The sequence below is a fragment of the Proteiniclasticum sp. C24MP genome (assembly GCF_043951855.1).
Taxonomy (GTDB): domain Bacteria; phylum Bacillota; class Clostridia; order Clostridiales; family Clostridiaceae; genus Proteiniclasticum.
The window spans coordinates 154,632-178,549 of record NZ_JBINJW010000001.1 but is presented as its reverse complement, the minus strand read 5'-3'; the positions used below and the strand labels follow the sequence as shown (position 1 = coordinate 178,549).

At 43.7% G+C, this 23,918-nt stretch carries 20 protein-coding genes and 1 other annotated feature; of the genes, 18 read left to right on the top strand and 2 right to left on the bottom strand.

Annotated elements, in window-relative coordinates; genetic code table 11:
- Window positions 1-143: 143 nt before the first annotated feature.
- Window positions 144-656: a CDP-diacylglycerol--serine O-phosphatidyltransferase gene (pssA, locus tag ACHAL6_RS00960; protein WP_395268248.1), complete on the bottom strand. Its 513-nt coding sequence runs from the start codon at window positions 654-656 to the stop codon at window positions 144-146.
- A gap of 264 nt (window positions 657-920) precedes the next feature.
- Between pssA and ACHAL6_RS00955 the strand changes: the two genes are divergently transcribed.
- The 8 genes from ACHAL6_RS00955 to ACHAL6_RS00920 all read left to right on the top strand — a co-directional run bounded on the left by ACHAL6_RS00955 (window position 921) and on the right by ACHAL6_RS00920 (window position 9,431).
- Window positions 921-1,814, top strand: coding sequence for a YegS/Rv2252/BmrU family lipid kinase (locus ACHAL6_RS00955; protein ID WP_395268247.1), 894 nt, complete (start codon window positions 921-923; stop codon window positions 1,812-1,814).
- 158 nt (window positions 1,815-1,972) lie between these two features.
- On the top strand, window positions 1,973-2,887 hold the full coding sequence (gene cysK, locus ACHAL6_RS00950; RefSeq protein ID WP_395268246.1) for a cysteine synthase A: 915 nt from the start codon (window positions 1,973-1,975) through the stop codon (window positions 2,885-2,887).
- A 15-nt stretch (window positions 2,888-2,902) separates the two neighbouring features.
- A complete protein-coding gene (gene epsC / locus ACHAL6_RS00945) occupies window positions 2,903-3,460 on the top strand; it encodes a serine O-acetyltransferase EpsC (RefSeq protein ID WP_395268245.1) in 558 nt (185 codons plus the stop codon).
- A 114-nt stretch (window positions 3,461-3,574) separates the two neighbouring features.
- On the top strand, window positions 3,575-4,573 hold the full coding sequence (gene queG, locus ACHAL6_RS00940; RefSeq protein WP_395268244.1) for a tRNA epoxyqueuosine(34) reductase QueG: 999 nt from the start codon (window positions 3,575-3,577) through the stop codon (window positions 4,571-4,573).
- 32 nt (window positions 4,574-4,605) lie between these two features.
- Window positions 4,606-5,304, top strand: coding sequence for a lysophospholipid acyltransferase family protein (locus ACHAL6_RS00935; RefSeq protein WP_395268242.1), 699 nt, complete (start codon window positions 4,606-4,608; stop codon window positions 5,302-5,304).
- Between the two features lie 28 nt (window positions 5,305-5,332).
- Window positions 5,333-5,989, top strand: a complete 657-nt coding sequence (nth, locus tag ACHAL6_RS00930) for an endonuclease III (RefSeq protein ID WP_395268241.1) — start codon at window positions 5,333-5,335, stop codon at window positions 5,987-5,989.
- Between the two features lie 31 nt (window positions 5,990-6,020).
- Complete coding sequence (locus ACHAL6_RS00925; RefSeq protein WP_395268240.1) at window positions 6,021-8,366, top strand: ATP-binding protein; 2,346 nt, start codon at window positions 6,021-6,023, stop codon at window positions 8,364-8,366.
- Between the two features lie 147 nt (window positions 8,367-8,513).
- Window positions 8,514-9,431 carry a D-alanine--D-alanine ligase gene (locus ACHAL6_RS00920; RefSeq protein WP_395268238.1) on the top strand — a complete coding sequence of 306 codons (918 nt, stop codon included), beginning with the start codon at window positions 8,514-8,516 and terminating at the stop codon, window positions 9,429-9,431.
- A gap of 83 nt (window positions 9,432-9,514) precedes the next feature.
- On the opposite strand, the gene ACHAL6_RS00915 is transcribed toward ACHAL6_RS00920, so the two are convergent.
- Window positions 9,515-10,540, bottom strand: a complete 1,026-nt coding sequence (locus tag ACHAL6_RS00915) for a M42 family metallopeptidase (RefSeq protein WP_395268236.1) — start codon at window positions 10,538-10,540, stop codon at window positions 9,515-9,517.
- Window positions 10,541-10,892: 352 nt separating this feature from the next.
- On the opposite strand from ACHAL6_RS00915, the gene ACHAL6_RS00910 reads away from it, so the two are divergent.
- The 10 genes from ACHAL6_RS00910 to ACHAL6_RS00865 all read left to right on the top strand — a co-directional run bounded on the left by ACHAL6_RS00910 (window position 10,893) and on the right by ACHAL6_RS00865 (window position 23,400).
- On the top strand, window positions 10,893-12,434 hold the full coding sequence (locus ACHAL6_RS00910; RefSeq protein ID WP_395268234.1) for a VanW family protein: 1,542 nt from the start codon (window positions 10,893-10,895) through the stop codon (window positions 12,432-12,434).
- 189 nt (window positions 12,435-12,623) lie between these two features.
- Entirely contained in the window at window positions 12,624-13,556 is a 933-nt protein-coding gene (locus tag ACHAL6_RS00905; protein ID WP_395268233.1) for an AAA family ATPase, read from the top strand.
- A gap of 2 nt (window positions 13,557-13,558) precedes the next feature.
- Window positions 13,559-14,662: a DUF58 domain-containing protein gene (locus tag ACHAL6_RS00900; protein WP_395268231.1), complete on the top strand. Its 1,104-nt coding sequence runs from the start codon at window positions 13,559-13,561 to the stop codon at window positions 14,660-14,662.
- A 1-nt stretch (window position 14,663) separates the two neighbouring features.
- Entirely contained in the window at window positions 14,664-16,844 is a 2,181-nt protein-coding gene (locus ACHAL6_RS00895) for a transglutaminase family protein (protein ID WP_395268229.1), read from the top strand.
- A gap of 47 nt (window positions 16,845-16,891) precedes the next feature.
- The gene (locus ACHAL6_RS00890) at window positions 16,892-17,725 is read left to right on the top strand and encodes a Cof-type HAD-IIB family hydrolase (RefSeq protein WP_395268228.1); all 834 of its coding nucleotides are present in this window, start codon (window positions 16,892-16,894) and stop codon (window positions 17,723-17,725) included.
- Window position 17,726: 1 nt separating this feature from the next.
- Entirely contained in the window at window positions 17,727-18,194 is a 468-nt protein-coding gene (locus ACHAL6_RS00885) for a tRNA (cytidine(34)-2'-O)-methyltransferase (protein WP_395268778.1), read from the top strand.
- A 244-nt stretch (window positions 18,195-18,438) separates the two neighbouring features.
- The gene (locus ACHAL6_RS00880) at window positions 18,439-19,593 is read left to right on the top strand and encodes a BMP family protein (RefSeq protein WP_395268227.1); all 1,155 of its coding nucleotides are present in this window, start codon (window positions 18,439-18,441) and stop codon (window positions 19,591-19,593) included.
- A gap of 123 nt (window positions 19,594-19,716) precedes the next feature.
- Window positions 19,717-21,264, top strand: a complete 1,548-nt coding sequence (locus ACHAL6_RS00875; protein ID WP_395268226.1) for an ABC transporter ATP-binding protein — start codon at window positions 19,717-19,719, stop codon at window positions 21,262-21,264.
- Window positions 21,254-22,435: an ABC transporter permease gene (locus tag ACHAL6_RS00870; protein WP_395268225.1), complete on the top strand. Its 1,182-nt coding sequence runs from the start codon at window positions 21,254-21,256 to the stop codon at window positions 22,433-22,435. Before ACHAL6_RS00875 ends, ACHAL6_RS00870 begins: the two co-directional genes overlap by 11 nt.
- Entirely contained in the window at window positions 22,435-23,400 is a 966-nt protein-coding gene (locus tag ACHAL6_RS00865; protein WP_395268224.1) for an ABC transporter permease, read from the top strand. The genes ACHAL6_RS00870 and ACHAL6_RS00865 overlap by 1 nt, the downstream gene beginning before the upstream one ends.
- A 171-nt stretch (window positions 23,401-23,571) precedes the next feature.
- Window positions 23,572-23,821: a binding site (T-box leader), on the top strand.
- The last annotated feature ends 97 nt before the right edge of the window (window positions 23,822-23,918 follow it).

Below are 23,918 nucleotides of genomic sequence, written 5' to 3'. Positions count from 1 at the left end.
TTTAATTGTCAAGAATTTATCAATAGTTATTTTCTATCAATCTTTGGGATGGATGATTTAATATGAGGCCCAATGGAAAACGCGGGTTGACAACAATGAAGGCTCCATGCACTGCATGGAGCCTTCATTATATTCGGAACTGTTTATCGCTTCTGAAGTTTTATGGTGCTTACCATCAGGTAGGCAAGGGCGATCATAATGAATATGATGATGAAACTGAGGTTCAGGCTGTTTCTCAGAAGCAGGGTGAAAAGTGCGAGTACGCAGCCTGCGATGGTAATGGGGACACCCATGAATACACCGTTGAAGCTGGATGAATTGTATCTGGCCAATCTGTAAGCGCCCGAGACTGGAAAAAGAATGATGGGAATAAGTCCGAGAAAACTGTATTCTGCAAGATTGAACATGAAATATGCCTGCAGAGCAGGAGCTACGCCAAATGATACAAGGTCTGACAGAGAATCCAGTTCCTTACCCAGAGGGCTTTCCGCATGGAGCAGTCTGGCGATTCTTCCGTCATAGCGGTCCACAAGACCTGCAGCGAGAATGAAAAGACCGGAATTGAGATAATCCCCTTCAACTGTAGCGATAAGGGATAAAATACCTAAGGATAAGTTCAGGAAGGTCAGGATGTTTGGAATAAATCCTCTTTTCATAATAAATGTAGGATAATCTTCATTTTTATCCTTCTCCTTTCTACATAATTATGTCTATTATAAACTAAGTACTCCTTTTGAGACAATGATTATCTCAATCATGAACAGAAGAATGAAAATGCATTCCTATTTCAGGTTCAGATATACAGGAAAATCAGGAGTGAAAAAGGAGTCTGTGATGAAATGGGAGAAATGAAAAGATACTACATAAAAGTGGAGATCTTAGGGTATAATGGGAGTAAGAGTATTACTTGGAGGAAGGTTATGGAAAAGGTTAAGTTCATCTATAATCCCCATGCGGGAGATAATTACATCATTGATAAACTTGATGAAGTCATAGAAGTGCATCAGAAAAACGGGTATTTCATCGTTCCAGCAAGACTGGATGAGAATATGGATATGGCCAGTGCCATGGAGGATATTCACGATCACTACCATCATGTGCTCATTGCCGGTGGAGACGGAACCGTGGATATTCTCATCAACTACATGATGAATAAGGGAATCAGCCTGCCTGTAGGAATCCTTCCCATGGGCACCGCCAATGACTATGCAAGATACATCGGCATTCCGAAGGACATCTCCAAAGCCCTGGATCGTATGTTTTCTCTGGAACCGAAGTGGATGGACCTTGGGAAAATCAACGACAAGTATTTCCTGAATGTGGCAAGCACAGGACTGCTTACGGATGTTTCCCAGAAAACCCACAGCGAGCTGAAAAATGCCATAGGAAAACTGGCCTACTACATCAAAGGCATCGAGCAGATTCCGACCTTTAGAAGAATTCCGGTGAAGATCACTTCTGAAGATGGTAATTACGAAGGGGATATGTATGCGCTGCTGGTATTTAATGGAAGAACCGCAGGGAATCTGGATTTCGCATACAAATCCAAAGCCGATGACGGACTGCTGGATGTGATTCTGATCAAGGCGAATCTTAAAGAGATTCTTCCGCTTCTGGGCAGACTTCTAAGGGGAGATCACCTGGAAGACCCGGTGGGACTTCTCTATTTTCAGACCAAGGAAATCTTTATTGAAACTTCTGATGAACTCATTGTGAGTGACATCGATGGAGAAAGAGGACCTGATTTTCCGCTTCATATTCAGTGTATACCCAAAGGAATCCAGGTCCTTGGTGTAGATAAGACACATCTGTAACTAGAAGAGCTTGCCATCCCGGCAGGCTTTTTATGATGTAAACGGTTGAGAGGCATTGAAAAGAGAGCAGGATATATTGACAAAAGATTGTGCTTGATGTAATATTTACAACAGGAATTCCTAGTGGTTTACTAGGAAATGAAAAGTGAGGTAGAAAAATGATTTATAATAATTCCATTGAAATGGTTGGAAACACACCTCTATTGAAAGTGAACGGATTTGATGCGGAGAATCGCGCAGATGTATATATAAAGCTTGAAAAAATGAATCCTGCAGGTAGCACCAAGGACCGTGCGGCACTAGGTATGCTGGAAGATGCGGAGAAAGCCGGAGCTTTAAAAAAAGATTCAGTGATCATCGAGCCCACCAGCGGAAATACCGGAATCGCGCTGGCTATGCTTGGTAAAGTAAAGGGATACAGAGTGATCATCGTGATGCCTGAATCCATGAGTCAGGAAAGAAGAGCACTGATCAAAGCCTACGGAGCAGAGCTGGTATTGACAGAAGCTGCAGCAGGGATGAAAGGTGCCATTGCGAAAGCCGAGGAGATCCGAAGCGAAATCGGGGAACTTGGCTTCATACCTCAGCAGTTCGTGAATCCTGCGAATCCTTCCAAACATTACCAGACCACAGCGAAGGAAATCTTCGAAGATGTTCCTGAACTGGATGCTTTTGTAGTGGGTGTAGGTACAGGCGGAACCATCACAGGGTTCGGAAATTATGCCAAAGACCATGGAAAGAATGTGAAGATTGTGGCGGTGGAACCCACCACATCAGCAGTTCTATCAGGCGAAAACCCAGGTCCCCATAAGATTCAGGGGATCGGAGCCGGATTCATTCCGGAAAACTACACAGGAGAACATGTGGATGAAATCTTGACGGTGTCCACAGAGGATGCTTTTGCAACAGCCAAAGCATTTGCGCAGTCTGAAGGTGTTCTCATCGGGATCTCTGCAGGGGCCAATCTATGCGGAGCACTTAGAATCGCAGGAACCCTTGGCAAGGGAAAGAAAGTTGTGACAGTAGCACCAGACGGTGGAGAGAAATACATCTCCATGGGTTTATTTGAGTAGAGTTTGAGGTGAATTATGTTCAGAGGGCTACATGAAGATGTGAAAAACGTAATGAATAATGATGTGGCGGCAAAATCCTATCTGGAAGTGCTGCTTCTTTACCCTACAATCCATGCCCTCTTTGCATACAGGATTTCGCATTTCTTTTTCAGAAAGAAGCTGTTTTTTCTGGCCAGGCTCATCAGTCAGCTGTCCAGATGGACCACGGGAATAGAAATTCATCCAGGTGCAAGGATCGGAAGAAGACTGTTCATTGACCATGGCATGGGTGTTGTCATCGGAGAGACAGCAACAATTGGCGACGACTGCACCATTTATCATGGTGTGACATTAGGCGCCACGGACTGTGATGCGCCGAAGAGGCATCCGGATCTTGGCGATCGTGTCATGATCGGTGCCGGCGCGAAAATTCTGGGACCCATACGAATCGGTGATGATGCGAAAATCGGGGCGAATTCCGTAGTTCTTAAAAGTGTACCCAATGGAGCTACAGCGGTGGGTACACCGGCTCGTATCCTGGTTCGTAAAAATGAATCCTCGGATGTCAAGTTCCTCTATTATGACTACATATGATAAGAAAAAGAACGATCTGAATGCCTCGGGAATTTCCCGAGGCATTTTTTCATTTCGTAAAATCCTATCCATCACTTATAATGAATATAAGCAGGGAATGAAAAAGGAAGTGAAATGATGGAAAATCAGATAAAAGAGGAAATAAAGAGAAAACTTGAGGATATGGGACTTACTGCTTACGGATTCATGAAAGTCAGAACCCTTACGGATTCACTGGCCTATTTTGAAGAAAGAAAGAAACTGGATCTCACCACTACATTCGAGGAGAATGATCTTAAGAAGAAAATCGATCTTTCCTGTGAAATGGAGCATGCGAAAACCATCATCAGTATCGCTTTTCCCTACTATTATGATTCCTATATTCATAAGGAAGGATACTTTTCTCTCTATACCTTAGGAAAAGATTATCATCTTGTGGTGAAGGATCATCTGGAGAAGATCGCAGATCTTATTCGAGAAAAGGGATATGAGGCCAAAGTCTTTGCAGACAACAATTCTCTTCCGGAGCGTTATATCGCCCATGTGGCAGGTACTGGAGAAATCGGGAAGAATCACATGGTGATCACAAAGGAGTATGGAAGTTATGTATTTCTGGGGGAGATCATGACGGAACTCGAGATGGAAACAAGTGAAAGAGACTGGAAGGAAATTCCGGAGCATGAAGTCTGCGGGGAATGTGTCCGGTGCATGAAGGCATGTCCGACTCAGATTCTGGGAAGTGAGCTCTACAACACCAGAAGGTGCATGTCCTATATCACCCAGAACAAGGAAATCACTGACGAAGAGATGCTTCTCTTCAGAGGCAGACTTTTCGGATGCGACACCTGTCAGAGAGCATGTCCTCTGAACAGGGATATCAGGATCAGTCCCATGGAAGAGTTCAGACCCAGGGAATATATGAAATACCCCAGTCTTATGGAACTTCTGGCTCTGACCAACAAGGAGTTTGTGAAATACAAGGAGACCAGCTCAGGGTGGAGAGGCAAGAAGCTTCTTCAGAGAAATGCCATGATCGAACTCATGAGAAGAGGAAAAAAACCAGATGAAAAGCATATAAACACAGACTATCTGAAAGAGTATTATAATAGACTTCAGACACTTTTCAACTTATAATGAAAAATATAATATAAAAAGGGGTTATTATTTTGAGAAAATTTTTATTGAAAGCACTGGCCAAGGCGCCGGAAGGTGTTCAGAAATTTGTCGCTCATAGAGGGCTGGACTATATATTCACGAAACTCGTCAAGGTGGAGCTCCAGGGGGAAGAGAATCTGCCAGACAAAGATGAGACGGTGATCTTCATCTGCAATCATCTGAGTAACATTGACGGACCGGCACTGAACAGAGTGATCGGTGACTACAAGCCTACATTCGTTGCAGGTCAGAAGCTGACGGATGACCCGTTCACAGGACTCTTCAAGAAAGTGTTCCGAAGCATCAACATCAAACCCAATTCACCGGACAAGGCGGCCATGAAGGAGATCATAGGTCTTCTCAAGTCCGGCCAGAACGTGATGATTTTCCCGGAAGGCACACGTTCCAGAGTGGGCTCCATGATTGAAGGGAAAAGAGGCATTCTTCTCATTGCAAGACTTGCAAAGGTGAGAATCGTTCCTCTGGCCATGACGGGATCGGAAAAGATTCTGCCCATCGCCAAGGACGGAAATATGACCGGTGAAAAAATACATAAGGGTACAATAAGAGTACAGGCAGGGAAACCATTCAGTGTTCCCGCAAAAACAGAAGAACAGTCGAAGGAAGAATATGATCAGAGCACCATGGATTACATCATGAGAAAAATTTCCGTGATGCTTCCAGAGGAATACAGGGGTGTCTATAAATAGTCTTCTTTCATGATATATGGAGGAATGAATGAATAAAAAGAACAAGGAAGTCATTGAAATTCTCATGGAAACCTATCCGGATGCGAAATGTGAACTGAATCATAGAAATCCGGTGCAGCTTCTGGTGGCCACCATCTTATCTGCTCAGGCCACGGACAAGAAAGTCAATGAAGTGACAGAAGAGCTTTTCAGGAAGTATGAGACGCTGGATGATTTCCTGACCATCACACCGGAAGAGCTTGAAAGCCATATTAAAGTCATCGGCCTTTATAAATCCAAAGGGAGGAATCTCATGAAGCTGTTTCCGATGTTAAAGGAAAAGCATAATGGTGAGGTTCCGAAAACCATGGAAGAGCTTGTGGAGCTTCCAGGTGTGGGCAGAAAGACGGCAAATGTGGTGCTGTCCACAGCATACAGAGTGCCTGCCATAGCTGTGGACACCCATGTGTTCAGAGTCAGCAACCGCATCGGCATTGTGGATGAGACCACAGTGGAAAAGACGGAAAAGGCACTGATGAGAAGAATCGACAAGGACCTGTGGATCGACACGCATCATCTGCTGATCTTCCACGGCAGAAGACTCTGTTTTGCCAGGGCACCGAAATGTGGAGCCTGTCCTGTGAATCATCTCTGCACCTATTACAAGAAGAACAGAAAATCACTGGCAGTGGAACAGAAAAAATAGGAAATGACAAAGAAGAAAGGGCGTGAGCAGATTGAATTCAAGAAAAACACTAAGCAGCTTGATCAGATCAAATATCATAGCCCTTTCTATTCTTGTGCTGTCAGGTCTTCTGGCATTTCTTGCAGCACATCTTTTCACAAGTGGGGGAGAAATACCGTTCTATCTTAATCTTGATGCGGCGAACATAGCCATCGCCTTGCTTTCATCCACCATGATTCTTCTCTACGGGTACTACACGAAGAAGAAATATCTCTACATTTTCGCCTTGGGGCTTCTCTTCGGATCGGTTCTCGAGTATCAGAACAATCTCTTTAATATAGACGGACAGATTGATGCTACGTTTCTCGGGTTCTATTTCCTCATAGTGGTTCTTTCAGGATTTATTCTCACAGCGAAACTGACCTATAGAATCATAAGGATCAATGCGGATTTTCTGGTTTTTCTTTCCATCATGATTCTGTTCTTCTATCTCTACCTGAGATCCTTTGTTCTGGATGATCCACTGATCTTCTCAAATGAGATGACCTATGCGCTCGAACTGATCATGCTGTCAGCCATACCGGTGTTATTCGGATGGTATTACAACACATTTTCGACACTGAAGAATGCCATGAATTTCTCCATCTATCTTGGGAGCTTCACCTACAGCACATCGATGATCTTCTACAGCATCTTTTCCAGCGGAAATGACTACAGATTTCTGTTTGCAGGAACAATCATGGAAACCATGACCTTTGGTCTTTACATCATTTTCGTGCCTCTGGCATTTTATGAGATTGTGAGAGAAAAGGATGAATCCATCAAGAAATCGGAAGTGCTCAAGAAAAATCTTTTCATGTTTTTCAAATCCGCGGAGTACAATGAGAACATCACTGTTTTCGTGAATTCCAGACATCAGATTCTGTATTCGAATTCCAAATACAAGATTTTTTTCAATCACTATGGAGAATATCTGGATAAGGACATGTCCAATTACCTTACAGAGAAATATGAAGTCATCAAATACAATATGAACTATTCTTCTTCCATGAAGTTCAACCTGGGAGACAATACCTATATTCTGGATGTGGATGTGGTGTACATCGAGCAGGATGATGAGGAGATCTTCTGTATCACGGCAAAGGACATCACTGTAATCAGAGCCATGCAGGAATCTCTGGAGAGATCGGAATATAAATACAGAAGCTTCTTCAATCTGATCCCGGATTTCATTTTTCTTTACGATCTTGTGCGCAAGCGCGTGGTGGAAGCCAATGATATTGTGTACAACGATTTTAGAAATCTCCCCAGTGTGAAGCCCGTCAATATGCCTGCAGAGGAACGTTTCATGGGGATGAGCTTCAAGGAGCTGGATGAAATCGGGGAGAGAATCTCCACAAGTGAAATTCTGAAGCTGGAAACAAGAAAAATCAAAGACCATAAAGGGCAGGACATTTATGTGGAACCCAATGTCCGGCTCATCGGTGTGGAAAGCAACAAGAAGCAGATGCTGGTCTTTCTCCGTAATGTGACCAATTCCATCAAGCTGCATGAACTGAGAATCGAAAACGAAGCCAACATCAGAAAGCTCTACATTGCGGAAGAGAATGAAAAGATGTTCAATGAATTCTTTGCGAATATGTCCCATGAACTGAGGACACCCATCAATATCATTCTATCGGCACTGGACATGATGGATATATCAGAGTATGAGAAAGGCAAAACCGAAAAGTATGCGGGGCTCATCCGGCATAATTCCTACCGCCTCATGCGTATTGTCTCCAATATTCTTGATATCACGAAGGTGGACTCTGGATTCTACACACTGCATATGATCAATCAGGATATCGTCAGTTTCACAGAGGATACGGTGATGTCTGTACTTCATTATGCAGAAGGAAAAGGACTGAAAATCATATTCGATACGGAAGTGGAAGAACATCTGGTCGCATTTGATCTCCAGTCTCTGGAGAGAGTGCTGCTGAATCTTCTCAGTAATGCCATCAAATTCACGAAGAAAGGTGGAAGCATCTTTGTGAATCTCTCTCTGGATGAAGAAGAGAATAACGTGTACATTGATGTGCAGGATACCGGAATCGGAATTTCGAAGGATAATGTGGATCATATATTCGACCGGTTCATCCAGGTGAATAAATCCACAACAAGAGATACGGAAGGGACAGGGATCGGACTTTCCATCGTGAAGAAGCTGATGAATCTCATGGAAGGTGACTGTATCGTATCCAGTGAACTGGATAAGGGAACCACCTTCAGACTGATTTTGAAGGACGAACTCACACAAGAAACAGATGAAGTGGCACTGGAGAAGGACTTTTACGAAAAAACTTCAAATCGTGTGGATATCGAGTTTTCCGATATTCCCAACGCAGAAAGATAGGGAAATGCTTCTCGTTAAGACAACCCTGTCTTTTCTCTTTTACATGGGAAAGCCAGAGATTAATTTTTCTTGTCAGAACGGTTTTTTGGTGCAATAATGTACTTTAGAATTTCAGTAATTGTGTAAGTGAAACAGGAGTGAGTTAGATTGAAGATTGGTGTAATCATGGGTGGGATTTCCAGTGAGAGGGAAGTCTCATTATCTTCGGGAAGAGAGATCCTGAAGAATATAAATTTTAACGGATACGAAGGTGTGGAAATCATACTGGACAGCAAGATGGATATTTTCGAGAAAGTGAAGGGAATTGATTTTGCGCTTCTTGCTCTTCACGGAAAATATGGAGAAGATGGAACGGTGCAGAGCATTCTTGACAGTCTCGATATTCCTTATTCCGGATGTGGAATGGCCTCCAGTGCTGTATGCATGGATAAGGACCTTACCAAATGTGTGCTGAAGAGCAAGGGAATCCGAACGGGAGACTGGTTCATCGTAAGAAAACCGGAAGATGTGACGGAAGAGAAGCTGAAGAAACTGGGATTCCCTGTGGTGGTGAAACCCAACTGCGGCGGATCTTCTGTGGCGACATTTATCTGCAGCACCATGGAAGAAGTGATTCATGGTGTCAGAGAAGGGCTCCTTGTGGATACGGAAGTGATGATCGAAGAGTTCATCAAAGGCGATGAAATCACCGTGCCGATTCTGGATGGGAAAGTGCTGCCGACACTGATCATTAAACCCAGCAAAGGCGGTTTCTTCGATTACTCCTCCAAGTATGAAGCGGGCGGTGCTGAGGAAGTGATCATAGAGTATGAAGAGGCCCTTCAGAAAGAGATCAATGAGATGGCCCTTGATACCTTCCGTGTGCTGAAATGTGATGTCTATGCAAGAGTGGATTTCATCATAAGAGATGGTATCCCGTATATTCTTGAAATCAATACACTTCCAGGGATGACAAGCACTTCACTCTTTCCGAAGAGTGCTGCGGGAATCGGGCTTGATTATAAAGGACTCCTGGATGCGATCATACAGACTTCAGTGAAACTGAGAAGTCCTGAAAAAGAATAAAGCAGAAGAAAAGGAAGCAGTGTCAGCCCTGATAAGTACAGGGAGGGCACTGCTTCCTTGATTTCTCCGGTTCGATTCAGCGTCTATTTCTTCGCATAACTTACAATGAGATCATAGGTGGCTTTCATGGATTCCATATGGGTTCTTTCATATCCGTGGGATGCGAAGACCCCCGGTCCGATGAGCGCAGTTCTGATATCATATCCGGCACCTAATGCCGCGGATGCGTCAGAACCGTAGAATGGATAGATGTCTGTGGCATAAGGGATATTCTCTTCTTCACAGAGCATCTCAAGTGTTCTTCGAAGTTCATAATCATATGGACCTGAGCTGTCCTTTGCGCAGATATTCACCTTGAATTCCGAGCTGTTCTGATCATTTCCGGGAGCACCCATATCCACAGCGATGAATTCAGTGAGGTGCTCTGGAAGTGCAGCCTTTGCTCCATGACCGACTTCTTCATAGTTTGAAATGAAGAAGTGAATCGTTTTATTCAGCGTTTCCTTCTTCAGAGTCTTCATGGCTTCCAGCAGGATGGATACGCTTGCCTTGTCATCAAGATATCTTGATTTGATGAATCCGTTTTCCAGAATTCTCAGCTTGGGTTCGATGAATATGAAATCTCCGACGTTTATACCCAGTGCCTTGACATCTTCTGCACTGCTTACCTTCTCGTCGATGATCACTTCCATGGTCTGCTGTTTTCTTTCCAGGGAGCGTGCTTCGCCACCATCAATGTGGACGGAAGGTTTGGTTGTCTGCACGGTTCCGCTGATGAGTTTTCCATGAGAGGTTCTGATCCAGCAGTTCTCTGATTCCAGCGTGTTATACATGTAACCGCCCAGAAGCATGAATTCGAGGCTTCCTTTGCCTTTTATGGATTTCACCATGGCGCCTAAAGTGTCCACGTGCGCGGAAAACAGTCTGCCTTCCTCATTTTCACCCTCTAAGGTAGCAAGAATGGCACCTTTAACTGTTTCCTTGTATGTGATTTTCGAATCATCCAGTTCCTTCCTGATATACGTCATGACTTCTCGGTGATACCCGGTGGGACTGTGGATTTCGATGAGGTCTGTGAGCGTCTTGCCTATATTCTGTTCAAATGACATGTGATCCCTCCTCCAATATTCTATTTTCATATTATCGCAAAATCAAATATCTGTATAGAATGTTATCGATTTTCTTTCTTATGGATATTCAGTCTGTATTGTGGATGGTTCAGCAGGTGGTGAAAATGTTAATTTTCGCGATCTCGATTGCTCTACCACAGAATATGAAGTATGATGGGTTGGATAATGATTATTAATTGAGTCTCAGGGCGGATTGATGATTATCATCGTGTTTTGTAACATATTTGTGAGATTTTGCAATATATCTCATGTTATAATACTTATGTTGAATAGACTGAATGTACAAACGCAATAGATATGGGAGGGCAGGGTAATTTAATTACCGGACAATATGAAGAGAAAAACGATAATCGCAATCATTCTTGCAATAGCATTATCCGGTGCAGGTGCCATCACCTACAGAGGATATGCTGTGGAGCAAGAGAAACAGCTGGCTGAGTCCATTGTCTCAGAGGCGATAGCTCAGGCTGAAATCATTCAGAACGAGCAGGACCAGAAAATCATAAATGCATGGAGCGAAAAGGTCTATCCTGGCGTAACAGTCATGGGGACGGATTTATCCGGAAAGACCAGAGAAGAAGCCAGAACTATTCTGGATACGGAAGTTTCAGAAAAGCTGATGGAACATAAGCTTTCTGTCAGTGCGAAGGATCAGATGTTTCCACTGACACTGGAAGAACTTGAAATCGAAGTGGATTCAGCGACTCTGGCAAATGAAGCTGTGAAACTGGGCAAGAATCTTTCCGATGAGGAAAAGCTTGCAAGAATCATAAGTCCTCAGGAAGAGGAACTGAGCCTGTCTTTTGGACACAATGAGGAAAAGATTGCTGAATTCGTCAAACAAGTGACGGATGAAGTGAATCAGGAAGCGAAGAATGCCACAATCAAGAGAACAGGTGGAGAGTTCATCATCGGTGAACATGCTGAAGGGCGTGTTGTAGATGAAGAAAAACTCATGAGAGATCTGAAGAAAGCCATCGATGAGCTGAATCCGGATCAGGTGGTAGAGGCGGATATCGTGGTATCCCAGCCTGAAATCACCACAGAAGCCTTGTCGAAGATAGACAGTCAGCTGTCTATCTATACAACGAACTATGCTTCTTCTGCGGCTGGAAGAAAATACAACGTAGGCTTTGCGGCATCCAAAATAAACGGTGCTGTGATCATGCCTGGGGAGACATTCAGCTATAATGAGGAAGTCGGGCCAGTCACTGCGGCAGCGGGATTCAGAAACGCCGGAGTCTATATAGGGGATAAGGTGGAGGAAGGAATCGGCGGAGGACTCTGTCAGGTATCCAGCACATTGTATCAGGCAGCACTCCACAGCAACCTTGAAATCGCCCAGCGAAGAAATCACTCCATGGCAGTGTCCTATCTGAAACCTGGTATGGATGCGGTGGTATATGGTCCTTATCTGGATCTGAAATTCACCAACACCTATGCGAATCCGGTATATATTTATGCTTACGGCAATGACACGAACCTTACGGTGGCGGTCTATGGTCATAAGGCGGATATGGGCGGATACACTTACAAGATTTTCAGTGAGACGACTTCTGTCATCCAGCCGAAGACCATCGAAAAAGAAGATCCGACCATGTTTGTGGGAGAAACGGAAATCGAGTTCAAACCTGTAACAGGTTATACTTCTAAAACCTACAAGCAGACCATAAAGGACGGCAAGGTTGTGAAGACGGAACTGATTTCACAGGATACCTATAAGAAGGTGGACAAGGTTGTGCTCGTGGGCACGAAGCCAAAGCCTGAAGAACCCAAGCCGGAACCGACTCCTGAGGAACCACCAGTTGAAAATCCGGTTGAACCTGAAGATCCACCAGTAGAAAATGGTGACAACCAGGATCCGAATGCATAAAAATTAAGCAATCGATATGAATCAGTAAAGCAGAAATGGATTCACCCTTTGGTGAGTCCATTTTCACTACAGAAAGCAATATAACTGTAAATTCATATTCTCATGGACAGGGATATGTTAAAATAATTCTAGATAACAAGAGAATGAGCAGCTGAAAAAGATCAACGGAGCAGAAGGAGATTTTGATAAATGGAATATGTAAGAAGAATAGAAGAGAACATTGAAAAAGTCATCATTGGAAAGAACAGTGTAGTGAAGAATATTCTGAAGGGTATTCTGGCGGGAGGGCATATCCTCATTGAAGACATTCCGGGCATCGGAAAGACAACCCTGGTGAAAGCCCTTGCCAAGAGTCTCAATCTGTCCTATTCAAGAATACAGTTCACTCCGGATCTGCTTCCATCCGATATTCTAGGCGTTTCCATTTACAATCAGAGAGACATGAGTTTTGAATTCAGAAAAGGTCCTGTCTTCGCCAACATTGTCCTGGCGGATGAAATCAACAGAACTTCACCGAAAACACAGGCCGCACTTCTGGAAGTCATGGAAGAATTCCAGGTTTCTGAAGGAACACAGAGCTATAAGCTGGAAATGCCGTTCTTTGTCATGGCCACACAGAATCCCATTGAATATGAAGGAACGTTCAATCTTCCGGAAGCACAGCTGGACCGTTTCATGATGAGAATCAAAATCGGATATCCTTCTCAGACGGATGAAGTGACGATTCTCAGAAACTTCAGAGAAGAGATTCCCATAGAAAAAATAAGCCCTGTGGCTTCCGTTAAAGATGTACTGATGCTTCAGCAGCAGACAAGACAGGTGAAGGTTTCAGAAGAAATCTATAAGTATATTGTGGACATCGTCAAGGAAACAAGAGAGAGCAAACTGTTTACTCTGGGAGCGAGTCCAAGAGCCTCCATTGCTCTCATGAGAGTAAGCCAGGCTACGGCACTGATGAAAGGGAGAAATTATGTGATTCCGGAAGATGTGAAGGAAAATGCCGGAATGGTCCTTGCGCACAGACTGATTCTTTCCTCCTACGCAAGAGGCCAGGGAAGCAATGCTTACGAAGCGCTTCAAGTCATGATTTCAACAGTAGAGCCGCCTAGAATGGATGATTAGCCATGAGAATAGATTACAGATTTATCTTCGGGTTTCTTATTTCCATCGTTCTTTACTATACCATCGGGGGGATTGTATTTACATCCCTCTATTTCATTTTCCTCAGTATGTTCATCCTTGCTCTTCTGAGCATTCTTCTCTTCTCTTTCAAAGTGTATGGAAAGCTCTCGACGATGAAGGAACACTATGAGGTTTTTGAAACTGCCAAGCTGAATCTTCAGATCTTTAACGATTCAAGAATTTTTCTGTCTTTCGTCACGGCGGTCAATGACTATGAGGAGATTGAAACGAGAAGTGTGAACAGCAGAAGCAAGGCGCAGGTGATATTCAACTTCTATTTTCCTAAAAGAGGGGTTTATGAATTCAGCCATCTGAGCATAGAAATCAGAGATTTCTTCAATATCTTCACTATCAGAAAAGCATTGCTGAAGGAGAATGTAAGGGTTTATCCGAAAACGAGGGCATTGAAACCCATGGACTTTGAGGTCGGGGTTGGTAACGAAGGCGTAAGACAGTCCTCTTCCTCCATTGAAGATCCCTACATGACCAAGGAAATGAGAAGATATCAGACTGGAGACAGCCTGAAGAGAATAAACTGGAAAGTTTCCGCTAAGCATGGAGAACTTTATGTAAGGCTTGGAGAGCAGACCAAGGGGATAGATTATCTTCTTGTCATTGACATGAATGAAGACATCTATAAGCTGGATGAAGATGGTGCGAAAGAGGAGATGCTGATCGCGGAAGCTCTGGCTGTCTCGCATCTGCTTCTTAAGGAAGGAAAAGAGCATAAAGTGATCATCAACGGACTGGAGAGAAGAGAATTCGATATGAGAAGAATGCAGCAGCATGATGCCCTGGTGGAATACATGGTGGTGCATGACAGCAATGGAAATAAGCCTATGCAGGACTTCATGAGTGAAAAGACAGAGGTGTTTCAGGGTGCCTCTTCCATCATTCTCTTTACCGGCAATCGCAGCCCGAATCTCATGAAAGTAGTCATGAAAATGAAAGACCGCTACAACAGGATTACCTGGTTTGCCATAGAAGACGAAAGTAAAAGAGAGTCTGAACATGAGGGTATTTCCATGAAATACATAGGTGAATGATATGAGTAGAATGAAAAATCTGGTGATTCCTCTTATAATGATTTTCATAAACATGATCATCATGGCCATGGTTATGGAAAGTGCATATTACATTCAGGGATTTCAGTATGGGAAAATCTGGATCTTTGCAGTGCTGCCAATTACTGCCGTAGTAGGTCTTATCGGCCTGTTCAAAGGAGACAACATCTGGTACAGACTCGGATTCTTTTTTCTCATTCTTGTCAGCGTCTATGCACTGTATTATAGAGTGAAGAGCATTGATATCTATGCGATTCCTGAAGACATCAGCATTATAAACAGCGCCATCATGAAAGGAGAGGACATACAGTTCGAGAACTTTCTCAATACCATCAGACTCATGATGGTGCTGGGTGCCAGCATACTGGCTGTAACGCTTTATATCTTCCCTTATAATATGGTTATTCTGGATATGGGACTGATTCTCTTTCTTTGGATTGTAGACTACTACAAGAACTCCTATGAGTATGTGCGATTCTTCATACCAGTCTGGGCGTTCAGCATACTGTTTTACAGAACCACTCTTTACGATCGCGAAGTGCGGGTGCTGAAAGTGAATCGGAACAAGAGGCTGGTTCAGGCACTGATTTTCACAGTGATCATTACCCTGTCTTCTTTTTTCATAGATATTGAGGAAAAAGGGATCTACTCAGACAGATTATGGAATTTCTTCAACGGACAGGTGGTGACTCAGAACTCCATCAATGGAAGAAATATAGAAGATCCGTTCAGTATTTCCATGTCCGGCTATAACAACTCCGAAAGCAAACTCGGAGGAGACATCATCATCAATGAAGAAGAAGTGCTACATGCCATCGGAGATGGTCCCATCTATCTAAGGGGAAGTGTCAAGGTGAACTATCTTGGTGACAGATGGACCAAGGAATTCAGAGACTATCTGGAGACAGGCAGTATTGTGGAGGAAAAAATCTCCTATTACGAAGATGCGACAGGAAATGATGAACTGAATATACTGGAGATCAGGCCTATAAGAGAAATGACATCGCATCTGTTCAACAGTATCTACACGCGGGATATGGCCATTTCAAATAATCTGGCCTTACTGTTTTATGACGAGAAATATGATGTGTTCACCAGCAACAAGACGGTAACGAATGACTATTTCATCACTTATTTCGAGGAAGATCTGATCAGAGCGCATCTTTCTGAAGTGGAAAGTCCATCTGCAAGAGATGAGGCGTTTCTGGCGAATTATGAGGAGTATCTTCAGATTTCTGATACCATCACCACAAGAACCATGGATCTGGTGTTTGAAATCATCGAACCTACCATGAGCAATCAGGAGAAGGCGCAGGCTCTGACGGATTATCTCAGAACCAATTACACCTATACACTGGAACCGGGAGACCTTCCTGAAGGGGAGGATTTCGTGGATTACTTCCTCTTTGAAAATCCGGAAGGATACTGCGTCTATTTCGGTACAGCTCTGTCCAATATGCTTCGAATAGCAGGTGTTCCCACCAGGTATGTGGAAGGCTTCAAAATGGCAGATGAACTGGATGGCGGCAGATTTGTCGTAAGGAACAGCGATGCCCATGCCTGGACAGAAGTCCTTATCGACGAGGAAAATGATATCTGGCAGATCTATGACGCTACTGGTACACCAAGAGAGCTGATTTTTGATGAAGAGACGGAAGAAACTCCGACGGAAGGCGAAGAAGTGGTGGATGATCCTGAAACACCTGTGGATGAAGAAGAGGATCCGGAAAATCCTTTGAATGAGGATGAAGTGGAAGAAACACCGGAAGAGAAACAGGAAAGAGTATCCAGGAACATAGTCTTTGGTGCGATAGCAGCTCTCTTAATGGTGTTTTCCCTAAGAGTAGCCTACAGAAAATACAGAATCCATAGGATGATGAAGAGTACATCTCTTAAGCCTTACTTCAGAGAACTGAATCGTGGACTGAGTTTCATGTATTATTCCAGAAAACAGGGAGAAACGTATCTTGAAATGGCTGAACGCATCAAGGATGATGAACTGAAAGAAAGCTATACGAAACTTGTGGAGGAAGTATACAGGGAAGAATACAGCGGAGAGATGGGAGAATTCAGCAGCAGACAGGAGCTTTATGATGATGTATACGGTATCGTAAGAGAATACCGAGGACCAGTCTTCACCTTCATCAAAAAATACATTGTCTGATATGATAAGATTGGATAAGAAAGAAGCAGAAATAAGGAGAATGATACATGTATAAAATGATTTGCATTGATATTGACGGGACCCTCATAAGACCGGACCTGACCGTATCGGATAGAGTTGCGCAGGCCATCGGAAAGGCCAAGGAGAAGGGGCTGATTATTGCACTGAGTACAGGCAGAATGCATAAAAGTGCACTGATGTACTCAGATGAACTGGGCCTTACAGACCCCATCGTCTCGTCAAACGGTGCGTATGTCAGCGAAAGAGACGGCAGCAGCGTCTATTATGAAGAGAATCTAAGCGGGGATGACGTGCTTCTGATCCAGGATGTCCTGAACAGACACGATACGAAAATCAACTGGTACAATCATGGAACCATGTATATATCCGAATACAGAGATTATGTGGGTAGATATGAAGCGCTTGCGAAGACGCTTCCGGAAGACAGAAAGATCCTCATCAAATATCTCAATGATGATTTTACACTGAAGCATCTCATAGAAGAAACCGGAAATGCCATACAGAAGGGAATTGTCTTTCCGAAAATGGATCGGATCTCCTCCATCAGAGAGCAGGTCTCAAAGAATCAGAGGATCAAAGTGGTCAGTTCCGGTGTCGATAACCTGGAATTCACGTCCTATCTTGCAGACAAAGGACTGGGTGTCCTTGCTCTGGCAAAGGCCAAAGGAATCCATCCTGATGAAATCATTGCCATCGGTGACAGTGAAAATGACCTTTCCATGCTGAAAGTGGTCGGAATGCCTGTAGCCATGGGCAATGCCATGCAGAATGTCATGGATGTCGCAAAGTATGTCACGGATACAAACATCAATGACGGTGTTGCGAAAATGATTGAAAAACTGGTGTTAAGCGAGGGATAGAATAATGATCAATATCGTGCTCTTCAGACCGGAAATTCCCCAGAATACGGGAAACATCGGAAGGACCTGTGTCCTGACCAACGCAAAACTTCATCTCATTGGCCCCATGGGGTTTTCCATCAACGACAAGACGGTGGCAAGAGCCGGACTTGATTACTGGAATGAACTGGATGTGACTTTATACGGTAGTTACGAGGAACTTAGAGAAAAGTACAAGGATGCTACTTTCTATTTCTCCAGCACCAAAGGAACAGGACGTCACTCTGATATCGAATTTGAGGAAGATGTTTTCATAGTCTTTGGCAGAGAATCCAGCGGGCTTCCTGAATACATCATGGAAGAAAACAGAGAAAATCTGTTTCGTGTACCCATGGCAGAAAGCAGCACCAGAAGTCTGAATCTGTCCAATACGGTAGCTATAGTTGCTTATGAAGCTTTAAGACAGCTCGGATATCCTCAAATGAAATAAATTCACCAAAAAACGCGTAAATCGCTAAAAGAATTGGTTTTCAATGGAAATTGAAAACCAATTCTTTATTTTCAGCTGTAAACGATGTGATAAACTCACAAAGAATCCCCTTGAGTTTCAGCGAATTACGAAAAAACACGTACAATGAGCCCTTTGCGGAGTAATAATAGTTGTGGTTTTTCAGTAAAAAAGATATAATAAATGCAACGACAAAAGTCGAACGAATTATTTGGAGGGTTTTTTAATGAAAAAAATGCTTGCTATTCTAATGTCAATCATGATGGTTGGTATGGTTCTTGCTGGTTGCGGATCCGAAACCGAGGGGGAAGCGGGAGCTGACGGTTTTGAGATTGCACTGATCACCGACAAGGGTAATATCGACGATAAATCATTCAACCAGGGTGCTTGGGAGGGTGTTGTTGAATTTGCGGAAGCAGAAAACATCACACATAAGTACTATAAGCCAGAAGAAGCTTCTGATGCTGGATACCTTGCTGCTATTGATTTAGCTGTACAGGGTGGTGCAGAAGTTATTGTTACACCAGGATTCCTGTTTGAGGTTGCAGTATATGAAGCTCAGACACAGTTCCCTGACGTGAAGTTCATTCTTCTTGATGGTGCTCCTCATACAGCAGACTACTCAACATTTGAAACAAAGGAAAATGTTGCCAGTATCATGTACTCTGAAGAAGAATCAGGTTACCTGGCTGGATATGCTGCTGTAATGGACGGCATGACAGACCTTGGATTCATGGGCGGTATGGCAGTTCCTGCTGTACAGGCATTCGGGTACGGATATCTTCAGGGTGCTGAAGCTGCTGCTGCAGAGCTTGGCCTTGCTGATGGTGCTGTAGAAGTTACTTATCACTACACAGGAAACTTTGAAGAAACTGATACAAACAAGGCTACTGCAAAGACCATGTACCAGGAAGGCGTAGAAGTCATATTCGCTTGTGGTGGTTCCGTTGGTAAGAGCGTAATGTCCGCAGCTGCTGAATCAGAAGCAAAGGTCATCGGTGTTGACGTTGACCAGAGATATGATAGCGAAACTGTAATCACATCCGCTACGAAGGGACTTGCAGCTTCTGTTGTTGCTGTACTTGACTCCATATACAAGTCAGACAGCTGGTCTACTTATTCAGCTAAAACCACATATTTCAATGCTGCTAACGATGGTGTTGGTCTTCCAACAACAGTTATCGGTGATGAAGATGCAGATGCATTCGATAGATTTGAATCATTTGACAAAGCAACATATGATGAGGTTTTCGAATCACTTGTTGATGGTAGTATTGAACTTGTAAGAACATTCGAAGTTGCAGATGCCAATGGATATGCTACTGCAGAAGAACTTACATCTAATCTTGGATTAAGCAAGGTTGCTGTTTCTGTAAGATAATTCGAGTGAAATTTTCACTTGAGTATTGGATGAAACGAATACATCTATGAGTTTTCAGTGGGGGAAGGCGAGAGTTTTCCCCCATTTTCCAACTAAAAAATAAAGTGATAAGAAGAGGTTAAAGTGGATAATTATATTATTGAAATGAGAAATATAACAAAAGAATTCCCCGGTATTATCGCGAACGACAATATTACGCTGACCTTGAAAAGAGGAGAAGTCCATGCTCTGCTCGGAGAAAACGGAGCAGGAAAATCCACTCTGATGAGTGTTCTTTTCGGGCTGTATCAGGCCGAAAAAGGTGAAATCAGAAAGAATGGAGAAGTTGTTAAGATCAACAATCCAAATGATGCCAATGCTTTAGGAATCGGTATGGTGCACCAGCATTTCAAGCTGGTGGAAATATTCACGGTTCTTGAAAACATCATTTTAGGGGTAGAGCCAAATAAAATGGGCTTTTTAGAGAAGAGCGAAGCAAGAAGGAAAGTTGTCGAATTAAGCGAAAAATACGGATTGAAGGTTAATCCTGATGCAGTGATCGAGAAGATTTCTGTAGGTATGCAGCAGAGAGTTGAAATACTCAAGATGCTTTATAGAGACAATGAGATTCTGATCTTTGATGAACCAACGGCTGTGCTTACGCCGCAGGAAATCGAAGAGCTTCTACAGATCATGCGCGGTTTCGCGGATGAAGGAAAGTCCATTTTATTTATTACACATAAGCTGAATGAAATCATGCAGGTGGCTGACAGGTGTACCGTTCTACGTAAAGGTAAATATATTGGCACGGTTGATGTAAAGGATACCACAAAGGAAGAACTGTCCAAGATGATGGTCGGAAGAGACATCAGTTTCTCTGTAGACAAGGAAAAAGCAGAACCGAAGGATGTCGTACTCTCTGTGAGAAACGTGACGGTACCAAGTCACACCCATAAGAACAATGCAGTGAAGAATGTGTCCTTTGACGTGCGTGCAGGAGAAATTGTCTGCCTTGCAGGTATCGACGGAAACGGACAGTCGGAGTTTGTACAAGCCCTGACAGGACTGGAAAAGATGACCACAGGAACCATTACGCTGGCTGGGAAGGATATTACTAAGGCTTCCATCAGAGAGCGTTCCAAAGCAGGCATGAGTCATATTCCTGAAGACAGGCATAAGCATGGTCTGGTTCTGGACTACTCACTGGAAGAAAATATGATTCTTCAGAGATACTGGGAGCCTGCTTTCCAGAAGCATGGATTCCTGAAGTTCGATGCCATGAGAAAATATACGGAAGAGCTGGTGGAGAAGTTTGATGTCCGTAGCGGACAGGGGCCTGTTACAATCGCCAGAAGCATGTCCGGCGGTAACCAGCAGAAAGCCATATTAGCAAGAGAAATTGATAAGAAGCATGAGCTTCTTGTAGCGGTTCAGCCCACAAGAGGGCTTGATGTGGGTGCCATCGAATACATTCACAAGCAGCTGGTGGAAAGAAGAGATGCAGGGAAAGCTGTGCTTCTGATGTCTCTGGAGCTGGATGAGGTCATGGATGTCAGCGACAGAATTCTGGTCATGTACGAAGGCGAAATCGTCGGAGAACTTGATCCTAAAACCACGACGGTGGAAGAGCTTGGTCTTTATATGTCAGGCGCAAAACGTAATACCGTAAAGGAGATTAACCATGCAGGATAATAATAATTCAAAGAAAAATGGATTTAACTTAAAAAGCATTACACAAAGCAAGGGATTTTCATCTTTTACGGCAGCACTTCTTGCCATAGCGCTGGGACTGATCGTAGGCTTCCTCGTTATGCTGATTGCAGATCCGTCCAATGCTGTAAAAGGCTTTAACAGTGTGCTTTCTGGTGGACTGAGAAGAATTGGTGATGTGTTCTATTTTGCCACCCCGATTCTTATGACAGGACTGGCTGTAGGCTTCGCCTTCAAAATGGGGCTGTTTAACATTGGTGCTTCAGGACAATACACCATGGGGATGTATTTTGCCCTTTATGTTGGTTTCATGTGGGATATGCCGAAGGGAATCCACTGGGTTGTTGCGGTGTTTGCCGGAATGATCGGAGGTATGCTCTGGGGATTCATCCCAGGTATCTTCAAAGCACTGCTGAATGTGAACGAAGTCATCACTTCCATCATGTTCAACTACATCGGAATGTATCTGGTGGACATGCTGATTCAGGGCAACAGCAAGATGTATGTGTCCTCCATGACCAGAACAAGCTATCTGTCCGGTGATGTGCAGATCCCATCCCTCGGAATTGCCGGTTCAAATGTGAACTACGGAATCGTGCTTGCGGTTCTCATAGGAATTATTCTCTACATCGTATTGCAGAAAACCACCTTCGGTTATGAACTGAAAGCCACAGGATTCAACAAATCCGCTGCAGACTATGCAGGTATGAAAGGAAAAAGAAACATCATCCTTACCATGGTCATTGCTGGTGGCCTTGCCGGTTTAGGTGGAGCCTTTGCCATACTGGCACCTTCTGCCATCGCGGGAAGCAGTATGACCTATGAGCCCATCAATATCATTGCAGCCAACGGATTCAATGGTATTGCTGTAGCGCTTCTTGGTAATGCACATCCCATCGGCGTGATTTTCTCCTCTGTATTCATCTCTCATATCCAGAGAGGTGGAACCCTTGCGAGTCTTCATGGCTTCAAGCCGGAAATCATCGATGTTGTAATTGCTGTCATCATCTACTTCTCGGCATTTGCCATGATCATGAATTCAGCAGCAGCCAAATTCATCAAAACGAGAAGAGAGAAACTGCATGCGGTTTCAGAGGCCAAAAGCATCGGGGACAAGGATGCTTCAAGTGATACAAAGGAGGCTAAGAAGTAATGGATACTTTATATTATCTGATTCAGAATATGCTTCCTGTTGCGATTCCATTATTGCTGGTAGCTTTAGGTGGAATGTTCAGTGAACGGAGTGGTGTCATCAATATCGGTCTAGAAGGAATCATGCTTTTCGGGGCATTCTTCGGCGCTCTCTTTGTATATTTTGTTCAAGGTACAGAGATGGGACCTCAGACCATTCTGCTGTTAGGCATGATCATAGCAGCCATCTCAGGATTCATCTATTCGCTGCTTCTGTCTTTTGCAGCGGTTACCATGAAAGCAAATCAGACCATCACCGGTACATCAATCAACATGCTGATTCCGGCGATCATTCTGCTGTTTTCGAAAATGTTCTTCAATTCCGATGGTATCACGACAAACAAGAACTTCTATATTCGTGAGGTCCCTGTACTTGGACAGATTCCTGTACTCGGACAGCTGTTCTTCCAGAGAACCTACCTTACAGTCTATATTGGGCTCTTTCTACTTGTCGTTGCTACAGTGGTTTTCTACAAGACCAGATTCGGATTAAGACTAAGAGCCTGTGGAGAGCATCCTCATGCAGCGGATTCTGTAGGAATCAATGTATACAGAATGAGATACGCAGGTGTCAGCATATCCGGAGTACTAGCAGGGATAGGAGGGTTCTTCTACTCAGTGGGTGTCATGGATGGAAATGTCAATGGACATACCGGTGTGGCCGGATTCGGATTCCTGGCCCTTGCGGTTATGATCTTCGGGCAGTGGAAGCCTTTAAGGATTTTCTGGGCAGCGCTGTTCTTCGCATTCCTGAGGACACTGGCCTATTCTGTATCCCTGATTCCATTCCTGAACAACCTGGGAATCAATCAGACATACTACAAGATGCTGCCTTATGTTGCGACCATGATTGTGCTGGCCTTCACTTCCAAGAAGTCCAGAGCACCAAAAGCGGAAGGTATTCCTTACGACAAGTCACAAAGATAAGAGTAAGTTATATATAAGAGATGCTTCAGTTCTGAAGCATCTCTTATTGCGTAATTGCCGCTATTCAGAGAGAACATAGTAATGAATCATGCGGTGAAGTAGCATTTTACTATAGATTATGCGATTTTTGTATTGAAATGATCTGAGAAATGAAGTATACTGATTAAAATATCAAACTCGATGACGAGGAAGAGTAAACTTAAATGTGTTTTCAAAGAGAGTGGAAGAAGGGTGTGACTTCCATATTACAGTTTTTGTTGAATGGGCCTTCGAGAGGCAGAGCGAAACCTTAAGCTGGGGAGTAGTATCTGACGGGAGCCTTCCGTGAAAAGGGATAGGATATGTTAGTATCCGAAATTGAGATGCGTTTCTTTTTAGATACGTGAAATCAGGTGGCAACGCGAGTGACTTCGCCCTGTAATGGGGTGGAGTCTTTTTTACGTTAAAAATCAGGTGAAGGAGGGATCGGTATGTGGTGAAAGAATCTGAATTACAAAAAACGCTGGCAGAACACTTTT

Coding starts and splice junctions, on each gene's coding strand:
- pssA (WP_395268248.1), bottom strand. CDS start 656: ATGAAAAGAGGATTTATTCCAAACATCCTGACCTTCCTGAACTTATCC.
- ACHAL6_RS00955 (WP_395268247.1), top strand. CDS start 921: ATGGAAAAGGTTAAGTTCATCTATAATCCCCATGCGGGAGATAATTAC.
- cysK (WP_395268246.1), top strand. CDS start 1,973: ATGATTTATAATAATTCCATTGAAATGGTTGGAAACACACCTCTATTG.
- epsC (WP_395268245.1), top strand. CDS start 2,903: ATGTTCAGAGGGCTACATGAAGATGTGAAAAACGTAATGAATAATGAT.
- queG (WP_395268244.1), top strand. CDS start 3,575: ATGATGGAAAATCAGATAAAAGAGGAAATAAAGAGAAAACTTGAGGAT.
- nth (WP_395268241.1), top strand. CDS start 5,333: ATGAATAAAAAGAACAAGGAAGTCATTGAAATTCTCATGGAAACCTAT.
- ACHAL6_RS00915 (WP_395268236.1), bottom strand. CDS start 10,540: ATGTCATTTGAACAGAATATAGGCAAGACGCTCACAGACCTCATCGAA.
- ACHAL6_RS00910 (WP_395268234.1), top strand. CDS start 10,893: ATGAAGAGAAAAACGATAATCGCAATCATTCTTGCAATAGCATTATCC.
- ACHAL6_RS00905 (WP_395268233.1), top strand. CDS start 12,624: ATGGAATATGTAAGAAGAATAGAAGAGAACATTGAAAAAGTCATCATT.
- ACHAL6_RS00900 (WP_395268231.1), top strand. CDS start 13,559: ATGAGAATAGATTACAGATTTATCTTCGGGTTTCTTATTTCCATCGTT.
- ACHAL6_RS00895 (WP_395268229.1), top strand. CDS start 14,664: ATGAGTAGAATGAAAAATCTGGTGATTCCTCTTATAATGATTTTCATA.
- ACHAL6_RS00890 (WP_395268228.1), top strand. CDS start 16,892: ATGTATAAAATGATTTGCATTGATATTGACGGGACCCTCATAAGACCG.
- ACHAL6_RS00880 (WP_395268227.1), top strand. CDS start 18,439: ATGAAAAAAATGCTTGCTATTCTAATGTCAATCATGATGGTTGGTATG.
- ACHAL6_RS00870 (WP_395268225.1), top strand. CDS start 21,254: ATGCAGGATAATAATAATTCAAAGAAAAATGGATTTAACTTAAAAAGC.
- ACHAL6_RS00865 (WP_395268224.1), top strand. CDS start 22,435: ATGGATACTTTATATTATCTGATTCAGAATATGCTTCCTGTTGCGATT.